This window comes from Tessaracoccus palaemonis, from assembly GCF_019316905.1.
Taxonomy (GTDB): domain Bacteria; phylum Actinomycetota; class Actinomycetes; order Propionibacteriales; family Propionibacteriaceae; genus Arachnia; species Arachnia palaemonis.
Window position 1 is genome coordinate 2,026,105 of record NZ_CP079216.1, and the last position, 21,057, is coordinate 2,047,161.

Here is a 21,057-nt window from a genome sequence, read left to right on the forward strand (position 1 = left end):
GTCAGAAGGAAAGTGGGTTGTCGGGGTCGACCTGGATGTCGTCACCCGAGAGACGGACGGGAAACACGCGGACGGGCTGCGTGGCGGGCGGGTTGAGCGGAGCGCCGGTGCGCAGGTCGAAGCTCGATCCGTGCAGGTAGCACTCAATGCTGCAGCCGTACACGTCGCCTTCGCTGAGCGCCACCTTGCCGTGGCTGCACTCGTCCTCGATGGCGTACAGGTCGCCCTGCTGCCGCACGATCGCCACCGTCAGCTCGTCCGTCACGTCGCAGGCGAGCGGCGTGTCGTCGACGAGCTCATCGACGGTGGCGACGGTGCGGAAACTCACGCCTCGACCGCCGTGCGGGTCGTGCCGTGCACCAGCTCGAGCTCGCGCTCGACCTGGGCGAGGAGCTTCTCCTCGATGCTGTCGACGCCGATCCGGCGGATGATGTCGTTGAAGAAGCCGTGCACGATCAGGCGACGCGCCTCCTCCTCCGGGACGCCGCGGCTCATCAGGTAGAAGAGCTGCGTGTCGTCGAAGCGACCCGTGGTCGAGCTGTGGCCGGCGCCGACGATCTCGCCGGTCTCGATCTCCAGGTTCGGCACGGAGTCGGCCTGGCAGCCGTCGGTGAGCACGAGGTTCTTGTTGGCCTCGTAGGTCTCGATACCCAGCGCCACCTTGCGGATCAGCACGTCGCCGATCCACACGGAGTGCGCGCCCTCGCCCTGCAGCGCGCCGCGGTAGTCGACGTTGCTGGCGGTGTTGGGCTGGTTGTGGTCGACGAACAGGCGGTGCTGGACGTGCTGGCCGCCGTCGACGAAGTACAGGCCGTAGGCGTGCAGGTCGCCGCCCGGGCCCTCGTAGCGGGCGTTCTCCTGCAGGCGGATGACGCCGCCCATCGAGGCGGTGATCGCCTTGACCTGGGCGTCGCGGCCGATGCTCAGCGAGCGCTGACCGCCGTGCACCGCGTCGGCCTCCCAGTCCTGCAGCGTCACGAGGTTCAGCTGCGCGCCGTCGCCGACGCGGATGTCGGTCTTCTCGGCGTAGGAGGCGGTGCCGCGGTGCACGATGACCAGCGTCAGCTGTGCGTGGCGACCGATGCGGATGATGGTGTGGCCGTAGAGGTTGCCCCCGTCGGCCTCGAGCGTCAGGGTGATGGGCTCGTGCGCGACGAAGTCGTCGGGCACCTCGATCAGCTGTGCGCCGCCCGACAGGTCGTGGGCCAGCGCGGCGATGCGGTCGACGGGGGCCTCGACGGACAGTTCGCGCGCCTCGTCGACGCTCAGCTGACGGACGGTGACGCCCTCGGGGAGGGCCTCGGCCCAGTTCGGGGTGGCGCCGGTCGCGGTCTCGTCGAGCAGCTTCCTGAAGCGCTTGACGGGGGTGAAGCGCCAGATCTCCTCGCGGCCCGTGGGCATGGGGTGGTCGGCGATGCTCCACGACGGGGTGGGGTGCAGGTGCGACTCGACGGTCTCGATCGCCTCAGCGACGTTCGGCACGGTTGCGGTAGTCAATTGTTGCCTTGTCCTTATCTCGTTGTCGTGCCGGCGGCGTCAGCCGACCGCGCCTTCCATCTGGAGCTCGATGAGCCGGTTCAGCTCCAGGGCGTACTCCATCGGGAGCTCGCGCGCGATGGGCTCGATGAAGCCGCGCACGATCATCGCCATCGCCTCGTCCTCCTCCATGCCGCGGCTCATCAGGTAGAACAGCTGGTCGTCGGAGACCTTGGACACGGTGGCCTCGTGCGCCATGGACACGTCGTCCTCGCGCACGTCGACGTAGGGGTAGGTGTCGGAGCGCGACACGTTGTCCACCAGCAGGGCGTCGCACTTGACCGACGACGACGAGAAGCTCGCGCCGGGGTCGACCTGCACGAGGCCGCGGTAGGACGCGCGGCCGCCGGCGCGTGCGACGGACTTGCTGATGATCGAGCTGGAGGTGTGCGGGGCGCAGTGCACCATCTTGGAGCCGGTGTCCTGGTGCTGGCCCTCGCCCGCGAACGCGATCGACAGGGTCTCGCCGCGCGCGTTCTCGCCCATCAGGTAGACGGCGGGGTACTTCATGGTGACCTTGGAACCGATGTTGCCGTCAATCCACTCCATGGTCGCGCCCTCCTCGCAGGTGGCGCGCTTGGTGACCAGGTTGTACACGTTGTTCGACCAGTTCTGGATCGTCGTGTAGCGGCAGCGGGCGCCCTTCTTCACGATGATCTCGACGACGGCGGAGTGCAGCGAGTCCGACTTGTAGATCGGGGCGGTGCAGCCCTCGACGTAGTGCACGTACGCGCCCTCGTCGACGATGATCAGCGTCCGCTCGAACTGGCCCATGTTCTCCGTGTTGATGCGGAAGTAGGCCTGCAGCGGGATGGACACCTGCACGCCCTTGGGCACGTAGATGAAGGAGCCGCCCGACCAGACGGCCGTGTTCAGCGACGCGAACTTGTTGTCTCCGACGGGGATGACGGTGCCGAAGTACTCCTGGAAGATCTCCGGGTGCTCCTTGAGCGCGGTGTCGGTGTCGAGGAAGATGACGCCCTGACGCTCGAGCTCCTCGTTGATCTTGTGGTAGACCACCTCGGACTCGTACTGGGCCGCGACACCCGCGACGAGGCGGGCCTTCTCGGCCTCCGGGATGCCGAGCCGGTCGTAGGTGTTCTTGATGTCCTCGGGCAGGTCCTCCCAGGTCTGGGCCTGCTTCTCGGTGGACCGCACGAAGTACTTGATGTTGTCGAAGTCGATGTCCGTCAGGTCGGCGCCCCACTTCGGCATGGGCTTCTTGTCGAACAGGCGCAGGGCCTTGAGTCGGAGCTCACGCATCCACTCCGGCTCGTCCTTCATGTGCGAGATGTTGTTGACGACGTCCTCGTTGAGGCCGCGCTTGGCCGACGAGCCGGCCACGTCCTTGTCGTGCCATCCCCACTGGTAGTTGGAGAGGGCCTCGATGTGCTCGTCCTGGGTGGCGCCCAGCCCGGGCGCCTGGGGAGCTGTCTGAGTCATCTGCGTCTACTTTCTCTTGGGGATGCGGGGAGTCGGAAGGGGGCGGGGGACGTGCGTGGTGCACACCCCGTCGCCGTGGGCGATGGTCGCGAGCCGCTGGACGTGGGAGTCCAGCAGCCGCGAGAAGAGCAGGGTCTCGACCTCGCAGAACACCGGGAACTCGGCAGCCACGTGGGCCACCGGGCAGTGGTGCTGCAGGAGCTGGTCTCCCGAGGCCACCGGCCTGACCGACGGGGCGTACCCGTCGACGGCGAGCGCCTCTACCAGCGCATCGATCGGCGGGGCGTCGGGATGGTCGGCGCGGTTCTGCCGGAACCTCGCCTCGACCTCGTCGAGCCGGTCCTTGGCCAGCTCGCGGATCGCGGTGGGCCCGGTGGCGGCGACGAGGCGACGCAGCGCGGCGATCGCCAGGTCGTCGTAGGCCTGGCGGAACTCGGCGCGACCCTCGTCGGTCAGCACGAACACCTTCGACGGGCGTCCCCGGCCGCGGGAGCCGTAGACGCGCTCGGCCCGCGAGGCGAGGGTCCCCTCGTCGAGGAGCGCAGCGAGGTGACGGCGGATCGCCGCAGGGGTCAGCTCGAGCTTGTCGGCGAGCTGTTTGGCGGTCTGCGGACCGTCGTTCAGGATCAGTTGCACGACGCGCTGACGCGTAGGCACGTCGGCTTCAGCCTGGGTCGGGTTCGGAGCGTGGAGCTCTGTAGTCATGTCGGTCACCTCCAGCCGCGCATGTCCGGGTCGTGGTCAACCCAATTACCACATGCCAGTGTTGCCAATTCGTTCGCCGCGTTCAAGTGAGGGTTCCCTTACCTCAGGGGCCGGTAGGCCGCATTTACGCAACACGGTACCCGCCTCGTGGGCGCACTTCCGGCGCCGCCTCGACTAGGCTGAGGCCGTGACTGCCCTCGAAGCCCATGACCTGACGGTGACGTTCGGGCAAACCACGGCGCTCGACGGCCTGACCCTGAGCGCCGCAGACGGCCGGATCACTGCCCTGCTGGGTCCGAACGGGGCCGGGAAGACCACCTTCATCCGCTGCTGCACCGGCCTGGCAGAGCCGAATTCGGGAACCCTACGGGTCCTCGGAATGCCGGCCGGATCCCCGGGTGTGCTCCCCCGGATCGGCCTGATGCCCCAGTCGACCGGCGCCTGGTCGGGAATTCGGGCAGGGGAGCTGCTGCGCTACCTGGCTTCGCTGTACGCGAACCCGCAGCCCGTCGACGACCTGATCGACCTGCTCGGCATCGCGCCCTTCGTATCCACGCCGTACCGGCGGCTCTCCGGCGGGCAGCAGCAGGCCGTCAACCTGGCCGGCGCGCTGATCGGGCGCCCGGAGCTCGTCTTCCTCGACGAGCCCACCGCGGGCCTCGACCCGCGCGCCCGCCGCCTGACCTGGGATCTGGTGACGGCGGCCCGCGACGCCGGCGTCGCCGTGCTGCTGACGACGCACGACATGGTGGAGGCGGCACAGCTGGCCGACCACGTGCACATCATCGACGGCGGCCGCGTCACCGCCAGCGGCACCGTCGCCGAGCTCGCGGTCGACGACAGCCTCGAGACGGCCTACCTGCGGCACACGACGGGAGCCGCCAGGTGACCACGCTCGACCTCACGCCCCGTCCCGGGGCCGCCCCCGTGACCCGACGCGTTCTCGCGCACGCCCGCACTGAGGCCGGGCTGATCCTGCGCAACGGCGAGCAGATTCTGCTCGCGATCGTGATCCCGCTCGGCGTGCTCGTCGGCGCGGCGCTGTTCGGCGACACCCTCGGGCTCGGCCTGACCACGTCCGCGCCGTCGATCCTCGGCCTGGTGATGTGGAGCTCCTGCCTGACGACGCTCGCGATCTCGACGGGCTTCGAGCGCCGCTACAACGTGCTGGAGCGGATGGCCGCCACTCCCCTCGGCCGCCCAGGCATCCTGGCCGGGAAGGGACTCGCGATCGCCCTGATCACGCTGGGCCAGGTGGTCGTCCTCGCGCTGGCCGCGCTCGCGCTCGGCTGGCGGCCCACGCCGACGCTGGGCGGCCTCGTCGTGGCGGTGCTCGTCTCCGTGCTGTCGATGGGCGCCTTCGCGGGCCTGGGCCTGGCGATCGCCGGCTCGCTGCGGCCCGAGGCGACGCTCGGCGTCGCGAACCTGCTGTACCTGGTCGGCATGCCGCTCGGCATCCTCATCCCGCTCGATCGCTTCCCCGGCTGGGCCGGGACCGTCATCTCGTGCCTGCCTACCGGGGCGCTCGGCGAGACGCTGCGGGCCGCCGCCGTCGGGCCGGTCCCCGGCTGGCCGATCCTCGTCGCGGCGCTGTGGTGCGCCGCAACCCTGGCCCTCGCCTGGAAGGTGTTCCGATGGACCTCATGAAGAAGCTCGTCGCCGGGGAGAAGGCGCTGCGGCGCTGGCTCTGGGCGTCGCTGGTGGGCAACATGGCGATCGTCGTCACGGGCGCGATCGTCCGGCTCACCAGCTCGGGCCTCGGCTGCCCCACCTGGCCGAAGTGCACCGACGAGAGCTACGTGCCCCACCCCGAGTCCGGCATCCACGGGCTGATCGAGTTCGGCAACCGGACGCTGACGTTCGTGCTGATCGCCGTCGCGCTCGGCGCGTTCTTCGCCGCCTGGGTGAACCGCGGCCGCCGCTCGACGCTGTGGCGCCTGACGCTGGGCATCGGGATCGGCATCCCGTTCCAGGGCGTCATCGGCGGCTTCACCGTGTGGTCGGGGCTCAACCCGTTCGTGGTCGCGCTGCACCTGCTGCTGTCCGTCGTCCTCATCGTGCTGTGCGTGCTCGCCCTGCGGATCGGCTACCGTGTCGTCCCCACCCCGGTCGGCCGGGCGGCGCGCCTCGTCGTCCTCGCGACCTTCGCCGCGACGATGCTGTCGATCTGGGTCGGCACGGTCGTCACAGGCTCCGGCCCGCACGCGGGCGACCTCGACGCCGTCCGGACCGGGTTCGACATCGAGGTCGTCTCCCGGCTGCACGGCCTGTCGGCCTGGCTGGTCGTCGCGTGCACCGTCGCGTCGCTGTGGCTGCTCCGCGGCACCGGCCGCCCCGCGCACGCCACGCGGCTGCTGCTCGGCACCGTCCTGCTGCAGGGCGTGATCGGCTACACGCAGTACTTCCTGGGCGTGCCGGCCTGGATCGTCGCCCTGCATATGGTGGGGATGACGCTCGTGGCCGCGGCCTCCGCCTGGCTCCTGTTCTCCACGGCCGGCTCGCCGGCCGCGCCCACCACCACCGATCCCTCGAGGAGTGTCCATGCCGAATCCGGTACTGACTGAAGAGCTTGACTTCCTGCTGCCCGACTTCGCGGCGGCCACCGCGGCCGACTACCGCGCCGCCATCGAGGCGGGCATGGACTCGCACCTGACCGGGCTCGTGTCGCTGCGCGACAACCCCGAGCCGCCCACCGTCGCCAACGTGCTCGGCGCCTGGGACGACGCCGAGGCCGTGCTCCGCCGGGCGCTCAGCGCGTTCTGGGCCGTCCGCTCGTCCAACGCGACCGACGAACTCGACGCCATCGACGAGGAGTTCTCCCCGCTGCTGGCCGAGCACAACGACGCGATCTTCCTCGACCGCGGCCTCTACGCGCGCCTCGAGGCGCTGCAGGCCCGCATCGACGCGGGCGAAGTGGAGGCCGACGAGGAGGACCGCTACGCGCTCGACGAGACGCTGCGCTCCTTCCGCCGCGCGGGCGTCACGCTCGACGACGCGCAGCAGGACCGCCTCCGCGAGCTGAACAAGGAGCTGGCGAACCTCTCGACGCGCTTCGAGGTCCTCAACCGCGGCGCCCGCAACGCGGGCGGCTTCGCCGTCACCGAGGCGGAGCTGGCCGGGCTCGGCGACGCCGAGCGCGAGGCGCTGCGCACCGAGGACGGCGGCTACCGCATCGAGCTGGTCAACACCACGCAGCAGTTCCTGGCCGCGAAGCTCACCGACGCCGGCGTGCGCGCCCGGCTGCTGGCCGCCTCGACCGGCAGGGCGCTGGGCGGCGAGTTCGACACCCGCGGGGTCGTCGTCGCCACCGCGCGGGCGCGGGCCGAGCGCGCCGCGCTGCTGGGCTACGCGAACCACGCCGCGCTGATCGCCGACGCCGGCTGCGCCAAGACCACCGACGCGATCTTCGACATGGAGGTGCCGCTGGCCCGCGCCGCCCTGGCGAAGGCCCGCGAGGAGGCGAAGGTACTGGCCGCGCGCTACGCCGAGCTCAACCCCGGCGCCGAGTTCACCGCCGCCGACTGGACCTTCGTCGAGGCGATCGTCCGGAAGGAGCGCTACGCGTTCGACGAGTCGGAGCTCGGCGAGTACCTGCAGGTCGACAAGGTGCTGGCCGCCGTCTACGCCGCGGCCGAGGAGCTGTACGGGCTGACGTTCGTGCCCCGCGAGGACCTCGTCGGGCACGCCCCCGGCTCCCAGGTCTACGAGGTGCACGACGAGCAGGGCGTCATCGGCGCCTTCGTGATGGACTTCTGGGCCCGCCCCACCAAGAACGGCGGGGCGTGGATGAGCAACATCGTCGACCAGTCGCTGCGCGACCAGACGCTGCCGGTGGTCACCAACAACTGCAACTACACGCCCGGCACCACCACGATCACGTGGGACGGCGTCATCACGATGTTCCACGAGTTCGGCCACGCGCTGCACGGCCTGCTGGCGCACTCGCGCTACGCGTCGCGGTCCGGGACGAACACCCCGCGGGACTTCGTCGAGTTCCCGAGCCAGGTCAACGAGCACTGGGCCTGGACGCCCGGCCGCGTGCTGCCCGCCGAGTGGGTGGCGCGGCTCACGGAGGCCGACAGGTTCGGCCAGGGCTACGCGACCGCCGAGACCGAGATCGCGGCCCTGCTGGACATGGTGTGGCACACGACCCCGCTCGACGAGCTGCCGACGTCGGCCGACGAGGTGGAGGCCTTCGAGTCCGCCGCGCTGGAGAAGCTCGGCCTGGCCGACCCGCTGGTCCCGCCGCGCTACCGCACCTCGTACTTCGCGCACATCTGGGGCGGCGGCTACGCGGCCAGCTACTACGGCTACGCCTGGGCCAAGGTCATGGACGCCGACGCCGTTGCGTGGTTCGAGGAGCAGACCGGCAGCGTCCGCGAGGCCGGCGAGCACTTCCGCCGCACCCTGCTGCAGCCCGGTGGCTCCGTCGACCCGATGGAGACCTACCGCCGGTTCCGCGGCCGCGACCCGCAGCTGCAGGCCCTCCTCGACCGCCTCGGCCTGACCCTCGGCTGAGGACTGACCATGGGCGTCGGGGAGTCGCTGCTGCGGGAACTGGAGACCGTCCGCGGCAACCTGATCGGCAATCTCTCCGGCCTCGATGAGCGCGCCGCGCGGCTCCCCCGAACGCCCACGGGCACCAACCTGGCGGGGCTCGTCAAGCACTGCTGCTTCATCGAGCACGGCTACCTGGTCGCCTGCGTCGGGCGCGACGCGGTGCCGGGCGTCGCAGAGCCGGACTTCGACGCCGACCCGAACGCGGACCTGTACCTGGCCGCCGGCGAGTCGGTCGCCGGGGTGCTGGAGCTGTACGCCCGCGTCGGCGAGGCCGTGCGTGCCTCGGTGGAGGCGCTGCCGCTGGACGCGCCAGGCCGCGTGCCGTGGTGGGGCGACCGCGGCGAGACGACGCTGGGACACCTCCTGGTGCACACGCTCGGCGACCTGGCCCAGCACGCCGGGCAGGCCGACATCCTCCGCGAGCAGGCCGACGGCACCGTCGGCCTGCGCTCCCCCGGCGACAACATCGGCGAGCCCGCCGACGGCTGGGAGGCCCACGTCGCGCGGCTCACCACGCTGGCGGAGCAGGCCGGGCGGGCCTGAGCCGTCAGGTGTGGGCGCCCTCCGCGGGTGCGCGCTCCTCCGCGGGCCGGCGGACGAAGAAGGAGCACACGACGCCCGCGGTCCAGATGGCGCCGGCGCCGAGGAAGGCCCAGTGCGCGCCGACCAGCATCGCGGCGGCCTCGCTCGGGGCGGTGGCAGACGCCGCGGCGCTCTGCGTCGCGAAGATCGTGACGAACACCGCGGTGCCCGCCGCGCCCGCGACCTGCTGCGTGGCTCCCATCACCGCGGACCCGTGCGCGTAGAGGCTCTCGGGCAGCGACCCGAGGCCGACGGTGAACAGGGGTGTGAAGAGGCAGGCGAAGCCGAGGCTCAGCACGATGTGCGAGGCCATCACGGCCCACCAGGGCGTGGCGAGCGAGATGGTGCTGAGGAAGGCGAACACGGCCAGCACCGCGAGGCTGGCCGGCACCACCAGCACGCGCGGCCCGAGCCGGTCGTAGAGCCGGCCGACCACCGGCGACAGCAGGCCCATCGCGATGCCGCCGGGCAGCAGCATCAGCCCGACCTGCAGCGGGGCCAGCCCGAAGGCGCGCTGGAGCAGCAGCGGGAGCATGATGATGGTCCCGAACAGCGCCATCATCGCCACGGCCATCATCACCACCGACACCGTGAACGAGGAGACGGTGAAGGTTCGCAGATCGAGGAAGGCGGCGTCGCGGCCCTGCAGCACGAGCTGGCGGGCGACGAAGGCGACCAGCGCCCCGACCCCGATGCCGATGGACAGCCAGGGCTGCCACCACGCGACGTGCTTGGCGCCGATCAGGCTGAGCCCGTAGACCAGCGGCCCGAACGCCAGGATGGTCAGCGGCACCGAGACCAGGTCGAGCGGGGTGTCGACGGGGCGGCCGACGTTGACGAGCCGCCGGCGCCCGAGCAGCAGCATCACCGCGGCGACGGGAGCGACGAGGCAGAACACGTAGCGCCAGCTGCCCAGCTGCAGCAGCACCCCGGACAGCGTCGGCCCGATGGCGGGGGCGACCGCGATCACCATGGAGATGTTGCCCATCATGGCGCCGCGGTTGTCGGCCGGCACGAGCCTCATCACGGTGGTCATCAGCAGGGGCATCATGACGGCGGTGCCGGAGGCCTGCACGATGCGCCCGAGCAGCAGCACGGGGAAGCCGGGCGCGAGCGCGCACACGGCCGTGCCGATCGTGAAGGTGGTCATGGCGATCGTGAACACCTGGCGGGTCGTGAGCCTGTCGAGCAGCCACCCGGTGACGGGGATCACGACGGCCATCGTCAGCAGGAACGCGGTGGTCAGCCACTGCGCGGTGCGCTCGGTGACGCCGAGCGAGGCCATGATGCTGCTCAGCGCCACGTTCATCGTCGTCTCGTTGAGGATGACGATGAAGGCGGCGACGATCAGGACCCCGATGACTCCCCTGGGAGCGTCGGGTCCGGGCGCTGCAGCGGACATGTCTCCCCCCTCGGTCGGGGGACACACTAACCCCGGCGGGGCTCAGCGACCGCTGCGCCGCAATCCGGCCAGCGCGACGGCGAGCACGGAGGTCAGCACGATGGCGGCGGTGGGCGCCAGCGAGGTCCAGGGTGCGCGCTCGACGTAGTCGAGGCCCTCGCTGAGCAGGAGGCCCCAGTCGGGCGTCGGGGGCTGGGCGCCGAGCCCGAGGAAGCCGAGGGAGGCGAGCGCCAGGGCGACGCCGGGCAGCCTGAGCAGCGCGTGCCGGATCAGCGGCCACAGGGTCGCGGGCAGTACGTGGCGTACCCAGATCTCGAGGCGGGAGACGCCCGAGAGCGGCAACCAGCGCACGTGGGGCTGCGCCAGCGCCTCGTCGATCAGCGCCGCCGCGTGCGTGGTGAGCGGCGGCCACGTCACCCACAGCACGGCGACGGCGGCCCCGGCCACGGACGGGCCGGTGAGGGCGGCGATGATGACGCCGGCCAGGATGGTGGGGGTCGCGTTGGCGATCTCGGCCGGGCCGCGGGCCGCCTCGCCCGCGACGGCGAGCACCAGGCCGACCAGGACCGCGGCGGCGACGATGAGCAGGGCGGGCGCCAGCGTGCTGAGCGTGCCGTGCGCCACGCGGGCGATGAGGTCGCGGCCGCTGGCGTCGGCGCCGAAGGGCAGCTGGAGGCTGGGCGCGGCGAGACGCTCGTAGGCGATGGAGTACGGGTCGCGGGGCAGGCCGACGGCGAGGATCAGGGCCATGGCGCCCAGCGAGATCCCGGCGGCCCAGCGCGCTCCCACGCCGTCGCCGCGGTGCTCCGGCGGCGCCGGGAGGCTGCCCGGCTCTAGCCGGCCGCCGCGCAGCGCCCACCGGGCGACGCCCGTGAGGACCCCGACGGCCACCGCGGCGGCGGCCATCAGCAGGATGCCCGCCTGCAGCGCGGGCAGGTCCTGGGACTTGGCCGCGCCGAGCAGGTAGCGGCCGATGCCGGGGATGGCGAAGATCTGTTCGACGGCGACCGCGCCGCCGAGCAGGCCGATCAGCGCGAGGCCGAACTGGTCGACGACGGCGGCCCCGGCGCGGCGCAGGACCCCGCCGAGGATCACGGTGCGGGGCGCGTCGGCCAGCCGCCACACGTCGACCCAGCTTTCCTCGGACACGCCGGCGACGGCGTCGCTGAGGAGGCGCCCCAGCAGTCCGCCCGCGGGGATGCCGAGCGACAGGGCCGGGAGGACGGCCGTGTCGAGGCCGGTCCAGCCGTAGGGCGGCATCCACTGCAGCTGGACGGCGACGACGATCAGCAGTGCGCTGCCGAGCAGGAACTCCGGGAGGGCGGTGAGCGCGACGCCTACGGGGCCGGAGCCGCGCTGCGGGCGGTCGCGGAGGACGCGTCGACAGGCGGGCAGCACCAGCAGCGCGGCGATCACGACGGCCACCAGCAGAGCGAACCCGGCCAGCGTCAGCGAGACGCCGAAGGCGCGGACCGCGGACGGCCCCACGGAGCCGCCGCTGACCCAGGAGGTGCCGAGGTCGCCCCGCAGCACCCCGGCCCACCAGCGCAGGCTGATGGCCACGGGGCCGTCGTCGAGCCCGAGCTCGGCGCGGACCTGCGCGAGGGCCTCCGGGGTGGCCTCGAGGTCCGCGTACCGGGCCCGCAGCACGGAGGCCGCGGGGTCCCGGCGCGACAGCCAGGGCAGGGCCCCGGCCAGGAGCAGCAGGACGACGACGGACCCGATGCGGGAGGCGACGCCCAGCGCCCTGCTATGACGCATGCACGCTCGTCCCGGGCGTGATGAGCATGCGCTCGCGCGGGTCGCGCTCGGCGCCGGTGACGCCGGCGGCCTCGCCCTGGATGACGCGCTCGTGCAGCAGCGGGATGGCGGCGTCGGCGGCCAGGATGGAGGCCTCGGCGAGCATGGTGGCGTGGTGGCGGTCGTCGCCGGCCTCGGTGGCCGAGGCCCGGGCGATCAGCTCGTCGACGGTCTCGTCGCACAGCTGGGCGATGGAGAAGCCGCCGTCGCAGGAGAAGTCCGAGGCGAGGTAGGCGACGGGGTCGCCGGAGTCGAGGACGGTGGCGCGGGACAGGATGAAGGCGTCGAAGGCGCCGTCGAGCGCGTCGGCCTCGATGAACTGGTACTCGCGGACGTCCTGCGTGACGACGAAGCCCGCGGCCTCGAGCTGCTGCTCGATCAGGACGGCGACCTCGGGCAGCTCGGCGCGGTCGGTGAAGGTGCCGAGCGTGATCTCGACCCCGTCGACGGTGGCGGCCTCGGCCCGGCCGGCCAGGATCTCGCGGTAGTCGGCGTCGTCGCGGTGGTCGGCGGCCCAGGCCAGCGCGGGGCCGAGCAGGCCGGCGGCCTCGTCGGCGCGGCCCTCGTACACGCTCGCGATGATGGAGGCGCGTTCGATCGCCTCGCGGGCGGCGGCGCGGACGGCCGGGTCGGCGAAGGGGCCGGACTCGGTGTTCAGGTACAGGGTATTGGTGCGCGGCATCGGCACCTCCGTGAGGAGGTCCTCGTCGATGCTGGCGGCCTGGCCCGCGGGGACGGCCTCGACGATGTCGGCGGTGCCGGTGCGGAGCGCGGCGGCGCGGGCGGTGCCGGACGGGACATAGGTCGCGTCGATGCCGGACGCCTTGGCCTTCTCGCCCCAGTAGTCGTCGTAGCGTTCGAGCGTGGCGCCGGTGACGCCGTCGATCGTGGTGAGCTCGAACGCGCCGGTGCCGGTGCCGAGCGGGCTGACGCCCGAGTCGGTGTACGCGGCGGGGGCGAGGATGACGAGCTGGGGGCTGGAGAGCCGGTTGGCGAGCAGCGGGTCGGGGTCCGCGGTGCTGACGACGACGGTGTCGCCGTCGAGAGTGACGGACATGTCGATGCCGTCGAGGATGCGCGGCGTCGGGGAGGCGTCGATCGCCTGCTGCAGGGAGTTGGCGACGGCCTCCGGTGTCAGGGACTCGCCATTGTGGAAGGTCACGCCGTCGCGGATGGTGAGGCGCAGCGTGTCGTCGCCGACGCGCTCCCAGGAGGTGGCGAGCGCGGGCTGCACGGAGTCGTCGTCGCCGAGCGTGACGAGCGTCTCCGCCGTAGACCAGCGCGACAGCTTGAACGCGTCGTCGCTGAGCGGGCTCAGCCCGGAGCGCGGGGGCTGCAGCATGGCGAGCGCGATGCGGTCGTCGCCGGCGGAGCCCGCTCCGGTCGCGGCCTCGGGCGATTCGGCGAAGCAGCCGGTGGCCAGCAGCGTGGCGGCCAGGGAACCGGCCGCGAGCAGCTTCAGTCGGGCGGGGCGAGGGGTTCGGGTCATCGTCGTCCTTCCGGGGCGGTGATGGTCACGGTGTGCGCGCAGCGGGCTGCGAGCGCAGGGTCATGGGTGACGAGCAGCAGCGCGGTGCCGGTGACCTCGGCCACCTGGAACAGCGCGTCGGCGACCGCCGCGGCGGTCGGGCCGTCGAGGGCGCTGGTGGGCTCGTCGGCCACCAGGACGGCGGGACCCATGGCGACCGCCCGGGCGATGGCCGCGCGCTGCGCCTGGCCTCCGGACACCTCCCGGGGGGTGCGGTCGAGAAGCGCGGCGTCCAGCCGGGCGAGGCGAGCCGCGCGCTCGATGCGCTCGGTGGCGTCGTGGTCCCCCAGGAGCCGGGCGGCGGCCAGCCCGATCGACCGGCGCAGCGTCCAGCCGGGCACGAACGCGGCGGCCGGGTCCTGCGGGATGCCCTGGACCAGGTGCCGGTCGGCGCGCCGCGCGGCGGCCGAGGCCGAGATCCACGGCCGCCCGTCGACGTGCACGATGCCGCCGGTCGGGCGCCTCAGCCCGAGGACGACGTCTGCCAGGGTGGACTTGCCGGACCCGGAGCGGCCGACGACGGCGACGCTCTCCCCCGGCTCGACGCCGAGGTCGACCCGGTCGAGGACATGGCGGGCGCGGGCGCCGCGACCGTAGGCGGCGGTCACGCCGCGCAGTTCGAGGGCGGTCATGCGTCGGAACTCTCCAGGCGGTCGGCGGAGACGCAGATGCGGCGGGTGGCCAGCGCGTCGGCGACGGCCTCGTCGTGCGTGGCGACGACCAGCGTCTGCTCCGGCTCGACGACCGCGGTCAGCAGGTCGAGGATCTGGTCGCGGGTGTCGTGGTCGAGGGCGCTGGTCGGCTCGTCGGCGAGGATCACGCGGGCCCGGGTGAGGACCGCCAGGGCGAGGGCGGCTCGCTGGCGCTGCCCGCCGCTCATCTCCGCGGGGCGGCGTCCCTGCAGCGCGTCGTCGTCGAGCCCCACGCGGTCGAGCACGCGCCCGACCTCCGCCCAGTCGGCCCGGGTGACGAGCCCCAGCTGGCGGCGCAGCGGGATCAGGGGGTGCAGCGCGTCGAGACCGCGCTGCGGGACGATGCCGATGCGGGTCAGCTCCGTGGCTCGCTCCCCGGACAGCGTCAGCCCGGCGGGCACGCGGCCGGCGAGCGCGCGCAGGAGCATCGACTTGCCGCTGCCCGATGCGCCGGTCACGGCGACCCGCTCGCCGGCCGCCAGGTCGAGGGCGTCGACCCGCAGCAGCTCCCGGCCGTCGCGGGTCGCGACGGCGACGCCCCGGAGGGACAGCAGCGCGGCACAGGAAGACATAGTGATAATCATTCTCTATAACGGCCCGTGGCGCAAATCGGACCGTTCCGTACGGTTGGGTGTTCAGCCCAGGTAGCGCAGCGGCGTCAGAGGCTGAGTGCTGGGAGTGCGTTGACGATCTTCATCGTCTCGACCGACACGGTGACGACCCTCTTGACCAGGTCCACGATGTAACGGGGATCGCCCTGTTCACGCGAGTAGGCGTTGGGGTCGTTGACGATCCCGGAGGCTTTGTCCGTCTTGATCCAGTAGCGGTCGATGATCCACTCCAGCGCCGAGCGGGAACCCAGCTGGTACTCGTGGGCTTCCTCCGGGATGCCGCTCAGCCTCACATGCGGGTTGAAGAGCAGCGTGGAGCGATCCGCCTTCGAGACGAACCGCATCTTCCTGTCCGTGACGGAGAACAGCTCGAACTCGTCCACACCCGCCGCCGGGGTGACAATCTCATCCAGCGGGTACGGGGCCACCTGCTCGTAGCCGGTGTGCAGGTCCAGCAGTTGCTTGCCTGCAGCCACGAACGCCAGGAAGTCCGGTGCAGAAGCCGCCAGCGGGATCCGCGGCAACTGCTTCTTCAGATCCGCCGCATAACGGGTCCGGTAGTCAGATGAATGCAGCACGCCGTAGACGTAGGAGAAGATGTCGTCCTTGCTGACCCGAGGACCGAACGCCTCGCGGTACTGGACCAGGGCCTCGTCGGTGATGTTGTCGACCCGCCGGTAACCATCAACGACCTCACCCTGATCCGGATCGAACAGCATGCCCGAGGGCTCGGCGCGTTTCGCCGCGAGCACGTAGGTCCAGCGCGGGAAGAACTGGGCCGCATCGACGTAGAGCTTGCTATCAGGCAGCAGCTCCGAAGCCAGCACAGAAAAAGGCGTCCGCTGGTTCGGCTCGATGACCTGGAAGCCGATGTTGGGCGTGTGGGGGGTGGGGAAGTACTTGCGATTCTTCCCCGGAACGGAGTTCATAACGTCGTCGAAGTAGACAGCCTGCCGAGTGAAGGGGCGGTACATGGACGTACGCAGGCTGTCGTTGTGGAACTGGGCGGTAAGGCCCTTGATGGCCATGCGCTTGATATCGCGCGACCAACTGATCTGGGTGGGGTCGTTGAGCAGATCACGATCGTCGGTGACATGTCGGGCCGCTTCGGCGTTGTAAGTGTTGATCATGCGACGCATGTTGGTTTCGACCGCGGCTGCGGAGAAGTTGTAGCACCAAGCATCACGGGTCGTTTCGACGCCACGTCCATGGATTGTGAAGATGTCGTTGATGGCTGTGTGACTGGTGAACGTGTCGTCGCGGAGGTTCAGCCAGTCGCCGTGAGCGTTGGGCTGGATCCGGCTCCAGGAGGGGTCACGGAGGGTGGCTTTGGTGAGGATGCCCAGTTTGGTGTCCCGGTCGAGGTAATCCCCGATGTCGCGGTAGTGGATGGTGGCGGGTCCGGTGTGGCCGGGCGTCTTGACGCCGAGGGTGATGGCCACGGTGTTCCGGCTACCGGATCCGAAGATCTTCCCGCCCTCCTTGCGGGACAGCTCGCCGGCGGTGCGCTGGTTTCCGCGGAGGTTGAAGACCCAGATCTCGCTGAACTCCTGCTGGAGCGACAGGCGCATGCCGTCTGCGGTGTTGCCGTCCAGCCAGCCTCCGTTGGAAACGAAGGCCATGATGCCGCGTTCCCCGAGGCGGTCGGTTGCCCAGCGGTGCGCGCGGATGTAGGAGTCGTAGAGGCTGTTCTTGTTCGTCGCGGTCGACAGCCCGGCATAGGTGTCGCGGATCCGGGCGTCGAGGGTGGGGTAGGAGGGGTTGGCGTTGTTGTCGTTGGCGCTGGTCTGCCCCACCGAGTAGGGCGGGTTGCCGATGATGACGGTGATGTCGGTGGCCAGCTGGATCGCGATGCGTTCGCTGTTTGCGGGGATCAGGGAGGTGTCGGCGCGGTCACCTTCCTCGCTGATCTGGAACGTGTCGGTCAGGGTCGCGCCCGGGAACGGCAGGTAGTCGGTGCTGCCGGTGACGGCTTCGTAGGTGGCTTCGATGTTGACGGCCGCGATGTAGTAGGCCAGCAGCATGATCTCGTTGCACAGCAACTCGGAGGTGTATTTGCGGGCTAGGTCGGCAGGGGTGATGATGCCCGATTCGAGGAGGCGCACGATGAAGGTGCCGGTGCCGGTGAACGGGTCGAGGATCGTCACGCCCTCATCCGTGAGGCCCTGACCGAAGTGGCGGCGGCTGAGTTCGTCGGCGGCGCGCAGCATGAAGTCGACCACCTCCACGGGGGTGTAGACGATGCCGAGGGCCTCGGCCTGCTTCGGGAAGGCGTTCTTGAAGAACTTCTCGTACAGGTCGTGGATCACGGTCTGTCGACCGGCGGCGTCGGTGACCTGGGAGGCACGCACCCGCACGGAGTCGTAAAAGCGCTCCAGTGCGGCGGTCTCGCTGTCGAGTCCCTGGCCCTCAAGGACGTCGAGCATGGTCTGCATGCTGATGGAAACCGGGTTGGATGAGGCGAACCCGGAGCCGCCGAACAGGGCATCGAAAACGGGTGCGGTGATCAGGTGCTGCGACAGCATCGAGATCGCGTCATCGCGGGTGACCCGCTCGTTCAGGTTGGCGCGCAGCCCGCTGAGGAACGCGTCGAAGGTGGCAGTGACCTCGCGACTGGAGCTGGCCAGGATCTGGTTGATGCGGGCGATCTGAGCTGCCGACATCGTCGCGACGTCGGCGGCCCATTGGTCCCAGTATTCGCGGGTGCCGACCTTGGCCACGATGCGGGCATAGATCGAATCTCGCCACGCATCCAACGCCAGCAACGGCAACTGAAGGCCCTTGCCCTCGGTGCCGCTGTCGGTATTGGGGGTGTCGGGCGTATCGATGATGAGTTTTCCGGAGGGATCAGTGCCGCCGTTGAGGTTGATCGACTGCACAAGCGACTCGAACCGGTCATCGTGGGCACGCAACGCGTTGAGGACGTCCCAGACGACCTTGAACCGCTTATTGTCCTTCAGCGCATCCTCGGGCTTGACGCCGACGGGGACCGCCACCGGCAAGATGATGTAGCCGTACTCCTTGCCGGGGGCCTTACGCATCACACGGCCTACCGACTGCACCACGTCGACGGGAGAGTTCCTCGGGGACAGGAACATCACCGCATCCAGCGCTGGCACGTCGACCCCCTCGGACAGGCAGCGGGCGTTGGTCAGGATCCGGCACTGCCCTGCCGGCACGGGAGCTTTGAGCCACTTGAGCTGCTCGCCGCGCTCCAAAGCGTTCATGGTGCCGTCGACATGGTGGGCCTCGACCGCGAGATGAGCGGTGGCATCAAAACCGCCAGCAGCTTCGACCACTGTCTCGAATGCCTCTGCCACGCGCTTGGAGCTCCTGATGTTCTCCAGGAACCCCACCGCCCGGCGCATCGGCAATGCGCCGGGCGGGAACGACGGGTTGGGATCGCCCTGATGGGAGCGCTTGGCCAGCGAGTTCCAGCAGCCTAGGATTTTCGCCGCGTCATCAAGTGGGATCTCCAGCTCGTTGGTGGCGACCATGTCTTGCACGGGGCCGGTCATCTGGTCCTCGGAGACCACCAGCACCAACACCTTGTAGTCGGTCAGCAGATCCAGTTCAACGGCCTCGCCGAACCCGAGGCGGTGGAACACTGGCCCGAAAACCGTCTCGTCATCCATCGACGAGAGCACCGCGCCATGCTCGTCTGCCTTCTTCGCGACCTCATCGCCGAACATCCGAGGAGTCGCGGTCATGTAGAGCCGCTTTCCCCCGCGAATGTAGGTGGAATCGTGGACCTTCACAAACGCCGACTCGTCCGCACCCGACAGCGTCACACCCGTGGTGCGATGCGCCTCGTCGCACAGGATCAGGTCGAAGTCCGGGGCGCCGGCCTTCTGCGCCCGGGCCACCACGTCCAGGGACTGGTAGGTGGAGAACACCACATTCAGGCCTGCCAGTCGCTTGCCTGCGGTCAGCCGCCCGGTTAGTACCTCGGCGTCAGTGGTGGCCGGCAGCGGCAGGTCGTGGGGGCTGATGTCCTCGGCCGCGCACGAGGCCTTCGAATCGGAGCACACGACATTGGCCCGCAGATCCAACGTGGCCTGTGCGGTCCACTCCCTCAGAGTCTGTGCAACGAGCTGGATCGACGGCGCCAGGAACAGCACCCGAAGCCCCCCCCCGCTTCCTTGGCCATCGACTCGGCGAGCTTCAATGACGTGAATGTCTTGCCCGTGCCGCAGGCCGAGATCCACTGACCCCGGTCAGAGGAAGCGAAGCCCTCCAGGATCTTCTCGATCGCAGAAACCTGGTGAGGACGGGCGGCAAACCTCGTGCCCCTCGCCAAGTTCAGGTCGAGGGGCCTGGCCGGGTTCGCGACGACCCAGTCGATGGGGGAAGCAGCGATCTCCGGCAGCCCGATGCGCTGGACCGGAATCGCCTGATCGTCCAGCGCATCCTCAGCATGCGATGTCCACTTGTCGGTGGTGGAGATGATGATCCGATTCGTGAACCCGACCCCATCCCACGATTTTCCCGATGCGGTGAAGAACGAGTCGATGCTGCTCTTGGCCAGGGGTTGGGTGGGGGCATAGAACTTGCACTGGATCGCCGTCCACTCGTCGGTGGCCCTGTCCTGGGCCACCAGGTCGATACCCACATCGGCCGTACTGCCGCGATGCGCCCAGTCGATCCACCGCGACACGTTCTTGTACTGGGAGGAAAGCATCGGGTCGTGCGCGAAGTAGCCGACCATCAACTCCTCGAACTTCGTCCCCTTCTCGGAGTTCGTCGGCAACTTGTCGAGCGAAGCGATCACGTCATCGATGGTTGTCAGCACGCTTCAATGTATACCGTTATCCGCCCCGGCCCGTGGCCGGGTTCTGATGTGCAGCCTGAGAAGATCAGTGGGTCGATCGCCTCCACGAGACGGCCAAGTCGGATCGTTCCGTGCGGTTGGCCGTTCAGCCCAGGTAGCGCAGCGGCGCGGGCCCCGGATCCCCGCCGATCCGGACGGAGTCCGCGACCGCGCCCGATGCCTGCAGCGCCACGAGCCGTGTCACCACGCGCTCGTGCAGTGCCGCGGGCGAGACGGTGTTGAGGTAGATCCGGGTGGCCCCCTCGAAGCCCGCCAGCGTGGAGACGCGCCACTTCAGCAGCACGCGCCACGGCATCGCCGTCGCGACGCCGGGCGGCTGGTAGTACCACTCCTCGTTGCACGGCACGTCCGCCCCGGTGGCGGCGTGCATGGCGTGCAGCAGGTCGCTGACGGAGTCGAGCTCGGCGCGCGTGTGCTCCCACGGCCGGGTGTGCGGGCTGCGGGAGGCGATCTCGATCGTCGGATACCGGTGCCCGAACCCGGCCCACGCGACGGCGTGCTCCGTGGTGGCGATGATCAGCCCGGCGGCCGCGGCGTGGTCCACCCCGGCGGCGTTGAAGAGGTCGGGCTCCGCCTCGAGCCGCGCCAGCGTCGCCTCCTGCGATGCACCCAGCTCGTCGATGGCGACGAGCTGCTTGTGCAGGTGGTCGAACGACGCGCCCGCGGGGCGCAGCCAGTTCTGGAAGACCGCGACGTAGCGGGCGTACGGGTTGACTGCGTACAGCCGCCGCGCGGAGTCGGCGGCGAAGCCGACGAACGCGCGGTGCTCGTCGGGGCTCAGCGTGCCCGACGACGCGAGGCCGGAGTCGTCCACTGCGCCGTCGGTGAAGTGGCGGCGGGCGATCACGACGTCGTGGCCGCCCCCGAAGAAGCCGTCGGCCCTGGCGAGCCGCTCGTCCTCGGCCAGCTCACCGGGGTCCTCCCCCGCGGCCCGCAGCTTTGCGTCGATCACGCGCAGGACGTGGGCGCGGCCGGCGGGGTCGGCCAGGTAGTCGGCGCGGCGTCTCGCAATCCTCGGGGCCACCTCGTAGCCGTGGTTGAGGCGCCAGTAGTCGTAGCTCAGGATCTCGAACAGGTTGGGCACCCGGCGGAAGTCGGCGACGGTGTCGAACAGTCGGGCGGCCGGCAGCCAGTCGAACGTCGCCCCCGCCACCATGCGGGCCTTCTCCGGCGGCGTGTCGAGGTAGCGGTCCTGGCAGAAGGCGCACTCGCGAGTGCGGCGCTCGTCGGTCAGCGGACGGGGATCAGGATGCGGGAGGCCCAGCGGGCGGTTGCCGCGGCCGGGCACCGTCCACACCTGGGTGCCGGTGAACGGGTTGACCTGCTTGACGGTGCCGTCGGGCAGCGTCTGGAGGAACCGTGGCACA

General features: G+C 70.4%; 17 protein-coding genes. 5 read left to right on the forward strand and 12 right to left on the reverse strand.

What is annotated here, in order from left to right; translation table 11 throughout:
• Position 1: 1 nt before the first annotated feature.
• The 4 genes from KDB89_RS09220 to KDB89_RS09235 are packed head-to-tail and all read right to left on the reverse strand — an operon-like array spanning position 2 to position 3,684.
• Positions 2–328: a non-heme iron oxygenase ferredoxin subunit gene (locus tag KDB89_RS09220; RefSeq protein WP_219080412.1), complete on the reverse strand. Its 327-nt coding sequence runs from the start codon at positions 326–328 to the stop codon at positions 2–4.
• Positions 325–1,497 (reverse strand): Fe-S cluster assembly protein SufD, encoded by a 1,173-nt coding sequence (sufD, locus tag KDB89_RS09225; RefSeq protein ID WP_255555861.1) that lies wholly within the window; start codon positions 1,495–1,497, stop codon positions 325–327. The genes KDB89_RS09220 and sufD overlap by 4 nt, the downstream gene beginning before the upstream one ends.
• 39 nt (positions 1,498–1,536) lie before the next feature.
• Positions 1,537–2,979 (reverse strand): Fe-S cluster assembly protein SufB, encoded by a 1,443-nt coding sequence (gene sufB, locus KDB89_RS09230; RefSeq protein ID WP_219080414.1) that lies wholly within the window; start codon positions 2,977–2,979, stop codon positions 1,537–1,539.
• Between the two features lie 6 nt (positions 2,980–2,985).
• A complete protein-coding gene (locus KDB89_RS09235) occupies positions 2,986–3,684 on the reverse strand; it encodes a helix-turn-helix transcriptional regulator (protein ID WP_219080415.1) in 699 nt (232 codons plus the stop codon).
• Between the two features lie 187 nt (positions 3,685–3,871).
• Between KDB89_RS09235 and KDB89_RS09240 the strand changes: the two genes are divergently transcribed.
• From KDB89_RS09240 to KDB89_RS09260, 5 genes are read left to right on the forward strand one after another with little or no spacing between them, the layout of a single operon-like run.
• The gene (locus KDB89_RS09240) at positions 3,872–4,573 is read left to right on the forward strand and encodes an ABC transporter ATP-binding protein (RefSeq protein WP_255555862.1); all 702 of its coding nucleotides are present in this window, start codon (positions 3,872–3,874) and stop codon (positions 4,571–4,573) included.
• Positions 4,570–5,331 (forward strand): ABC transporter permease, encoded by a 762-nt coding sequence (locus KDB89_RS09245; RefSeq protein ID WP_219080417.1) that lies wholly within the window; start codon positions 4,570–4,572, stop codon positions 5,329–5,331. Before KDB89_RS09240 ends, KDB89_RS09245 begins: the two co-directional genes overlap by 4 nt.
• Positions 5,319–6,248 (forward strand): COX15/CtaA family protein, encoded by a 930-nt coding sequence (locus tag KDB89_RS09250; protein ID WP_219080419.1) that lies wholly within the window; start codon positions 5,319–5,321, stop codon positions 6,246–6,248. The genes KDB89_RS09245 and KDB89_RS09250 overlap by 13 nt, the downstream gene beginning before the upstream one ends.
• Positions 6,226–8,202: a M3 family metallopeptidase gene (locus KDB89_RS09255; protein WP_219080422.1), complete on the forward strand. Its 1,977-nt coding sequence runs from the start codon at positions 6,226–6,228 to the stop codon at positions 8,200–8,202. The genes KDB89_RS09250 and KDB89_RS09255 overlap by 23 nt, the downstream gene beginning before the upstream one ends.
• Positions 8,203–8,211: 9 nt before the next feature.
• Positions 8,212–8,787: a DinB family protein gene (locus tag KDB89_RS09260; RefSeq protein ID WP_219080423.1), complete on the forward strand. Its 576-nt coding sequence runs from the start codon at positions 8,212–8,214 to the stop codon at positions 8,785–8,787.
• Positions 8,788–8,791: 4 nt separating this feature from the next.
• Here KDB89_RS09260 and KDB89_RS09265 read toward each other — a convergent pair whose 3' ends face one another.
• From KDB89_RS09265 to KDB89_RS09300, 8 genes are all read right to left on the reverse strand, one after another.
• Entirely contained in the window at positions 8,792–10,228 is a 1,437-nt protein-coding gene (locus tag KDB89_RS09265) for an MDR family MFS transporter (protein ID WP_219080425.1), read from the reverse strand.
• A gap of 42 nt (positions 10,229–10,270) precedes the next feature.
• Positions 10,271–11,989: an ABC transporter permease subunit gene (locus tag KDB89_RS09270; RefSeq protein WP_219080427.1), complete on the reverse strand. Its 1,719-nt coding sequence runs from the start codon at positions 11,987–11,989 to the stop codon at positions 10,271–10,273.
• Complete coding sequence (locus KDB89_RS09275) at positions 11,979–13,517, reverse strand: ABC transporter substrate-binding protein (RefSeq protein WP_255555863.1); 1,539 nt, start codon at positions 13,515–13,517, stop codon at positions 11,979–11,981. The genes KDB89_RS09270 and KDB89_RS09275 overlap by 11 nt, the downstream gene beginning before the upstream one ends.
• On the reverse strand, positions 13,514–14,188 hold the full coding sequence (locus KDB89_RS09280) for an ATP-binding cassette domain-containing protein (RefSeq protein WP_219080429.1): 675 nt from the start codon (positions 14,186–14,188) through the stop codon (positions 13,514–13,516). Before KDB89_RS09280 ends, KDB89_RS09275 begins: the two co-directional genes overlap by 4 nt.
• Positions 14,185–14,820, reverse strand: a complete 636-nt coding sequence (locus KDB89_RS09285) for an ATP-binding cassette domain-containing protein (RefSeq protein WP_219080431.1) — start codon at positions 14,818–14,820, stop codon at positions 14,185–14,187. The genes KDB89_RS09280 and KDB89_RS09285 overlap by 4 nt, the downstream gene beginning before the upstream one ends.
• Before the next feature lie 86 nt (positions 14,821–14,906).
• Positions 14,907–18,980 (reverse strand): type ISP restriction/modification enzyme, encoded by a 4,074-nt coding sequence (locus tag KDB89_RS09290; protein ID WP_219080433.1) that lies wholly within the window; start codon positions 18,978–18,980, stop codon positions 14,907–14,909.
• Positions 18,935–19,651, reverse strand: a complete 717-nt coding sequence (locus tag KDB89_RS09295; RefSeq protein ID WP_219080435.1) for a restriction endonuclease — start codon at positions 19,649–19,651, stop codon at positions 18,935–18,937. The genes KDB89_RS09290 and KDB89_RS09295 overlap by 46 nt, the downstream gene beginning before the upstream one ends.
• Before the next feature lie 124 nt (positions 19,652–19,775).
• Positions 19,776–21,056: a DUF4921 family protein gene (locus KDB89_RS09300; RefSeq protein WP_219080436.1), complete on the reverse strand. Its 1,281-nt coding sequence runs from the start codon at positions 21,054–21,056 to the stop codon at positions 19,776–19,778.
• Between the last annotated feature and the right edge of the window lies 1 nt (position 21,057).

Coding starts and splice junctions, on each gene's coding strand:
- sufB (WP_219080414.1), bottom strand. CDS start 2,979: ATGACTCAGACAGCTCCCCAGGCGCCCGGGCTGGGCGCCACCCAGGAC.
- KDB89_RS09235 (WP_219080415.1), bottom strand. CDS start 3,684: ATGACTACAGAGCTCCACGCTCCGAACCCGACCCAGGCTGAAGCCGAC.
- KDB89_RS09250 (WP_219080419.1), top strand. CDS start 5,319: ATGGACCTCATGAAGAAGCTCGTCGCCGGGGAGAAGGCGCTGCGGCGC.
- KDB89_RS09255 (WP_219080422.1), top strand. CDS start 6,226: ATGCCGAATCCGGTACTGACTGAAGAGCTTGACTTCCTGCTGCCCGAC.
- KDB89_RS09260 (WP_219080423.1), top strand. CDS start 8,212: ATGGGCGTCGGGGAGTCGCTGCTGCGGGAACTGGAGACCGTCCGCGGC.
- KDB89_RS09265 (WP_219080425.1), bottom strand. CDS start 10,228: ATGTCCGCTGCAGCGCCCGGACCCGACGCTCCCAGGGGAGTCATCGGG.
- KDB89_RS09270 (WP_219080427.1), bottom strand. CDS start 11,989: ATGCGTCATAGCAGGGCGCTGGGCGTCGCCTCCCGCATCGGGTCCGTC.
- KDB89_RS09275 (WP_255555863.1), bottom strand. CDS start 13,517: ATGACCCGAACCCCTCGCCCCGCCCGACTGAAGCTGCTCGCGGCCGGT.
- KDB89_RS09280 (WP_219080429.1), bottom strand. CDS start 14,188: ATGACCGCCCTCGAACTGCGCGGCGTGACCGCCGCCTACGGTCGCGGC.
- KDB89_RS09285 (WP_219080431.1), bottom strand. CDS start 14,820: ATGTCTTCCTGTGCCGCGCTGCTGTCCCTCCGGGGCGTCGCCGTCGCG.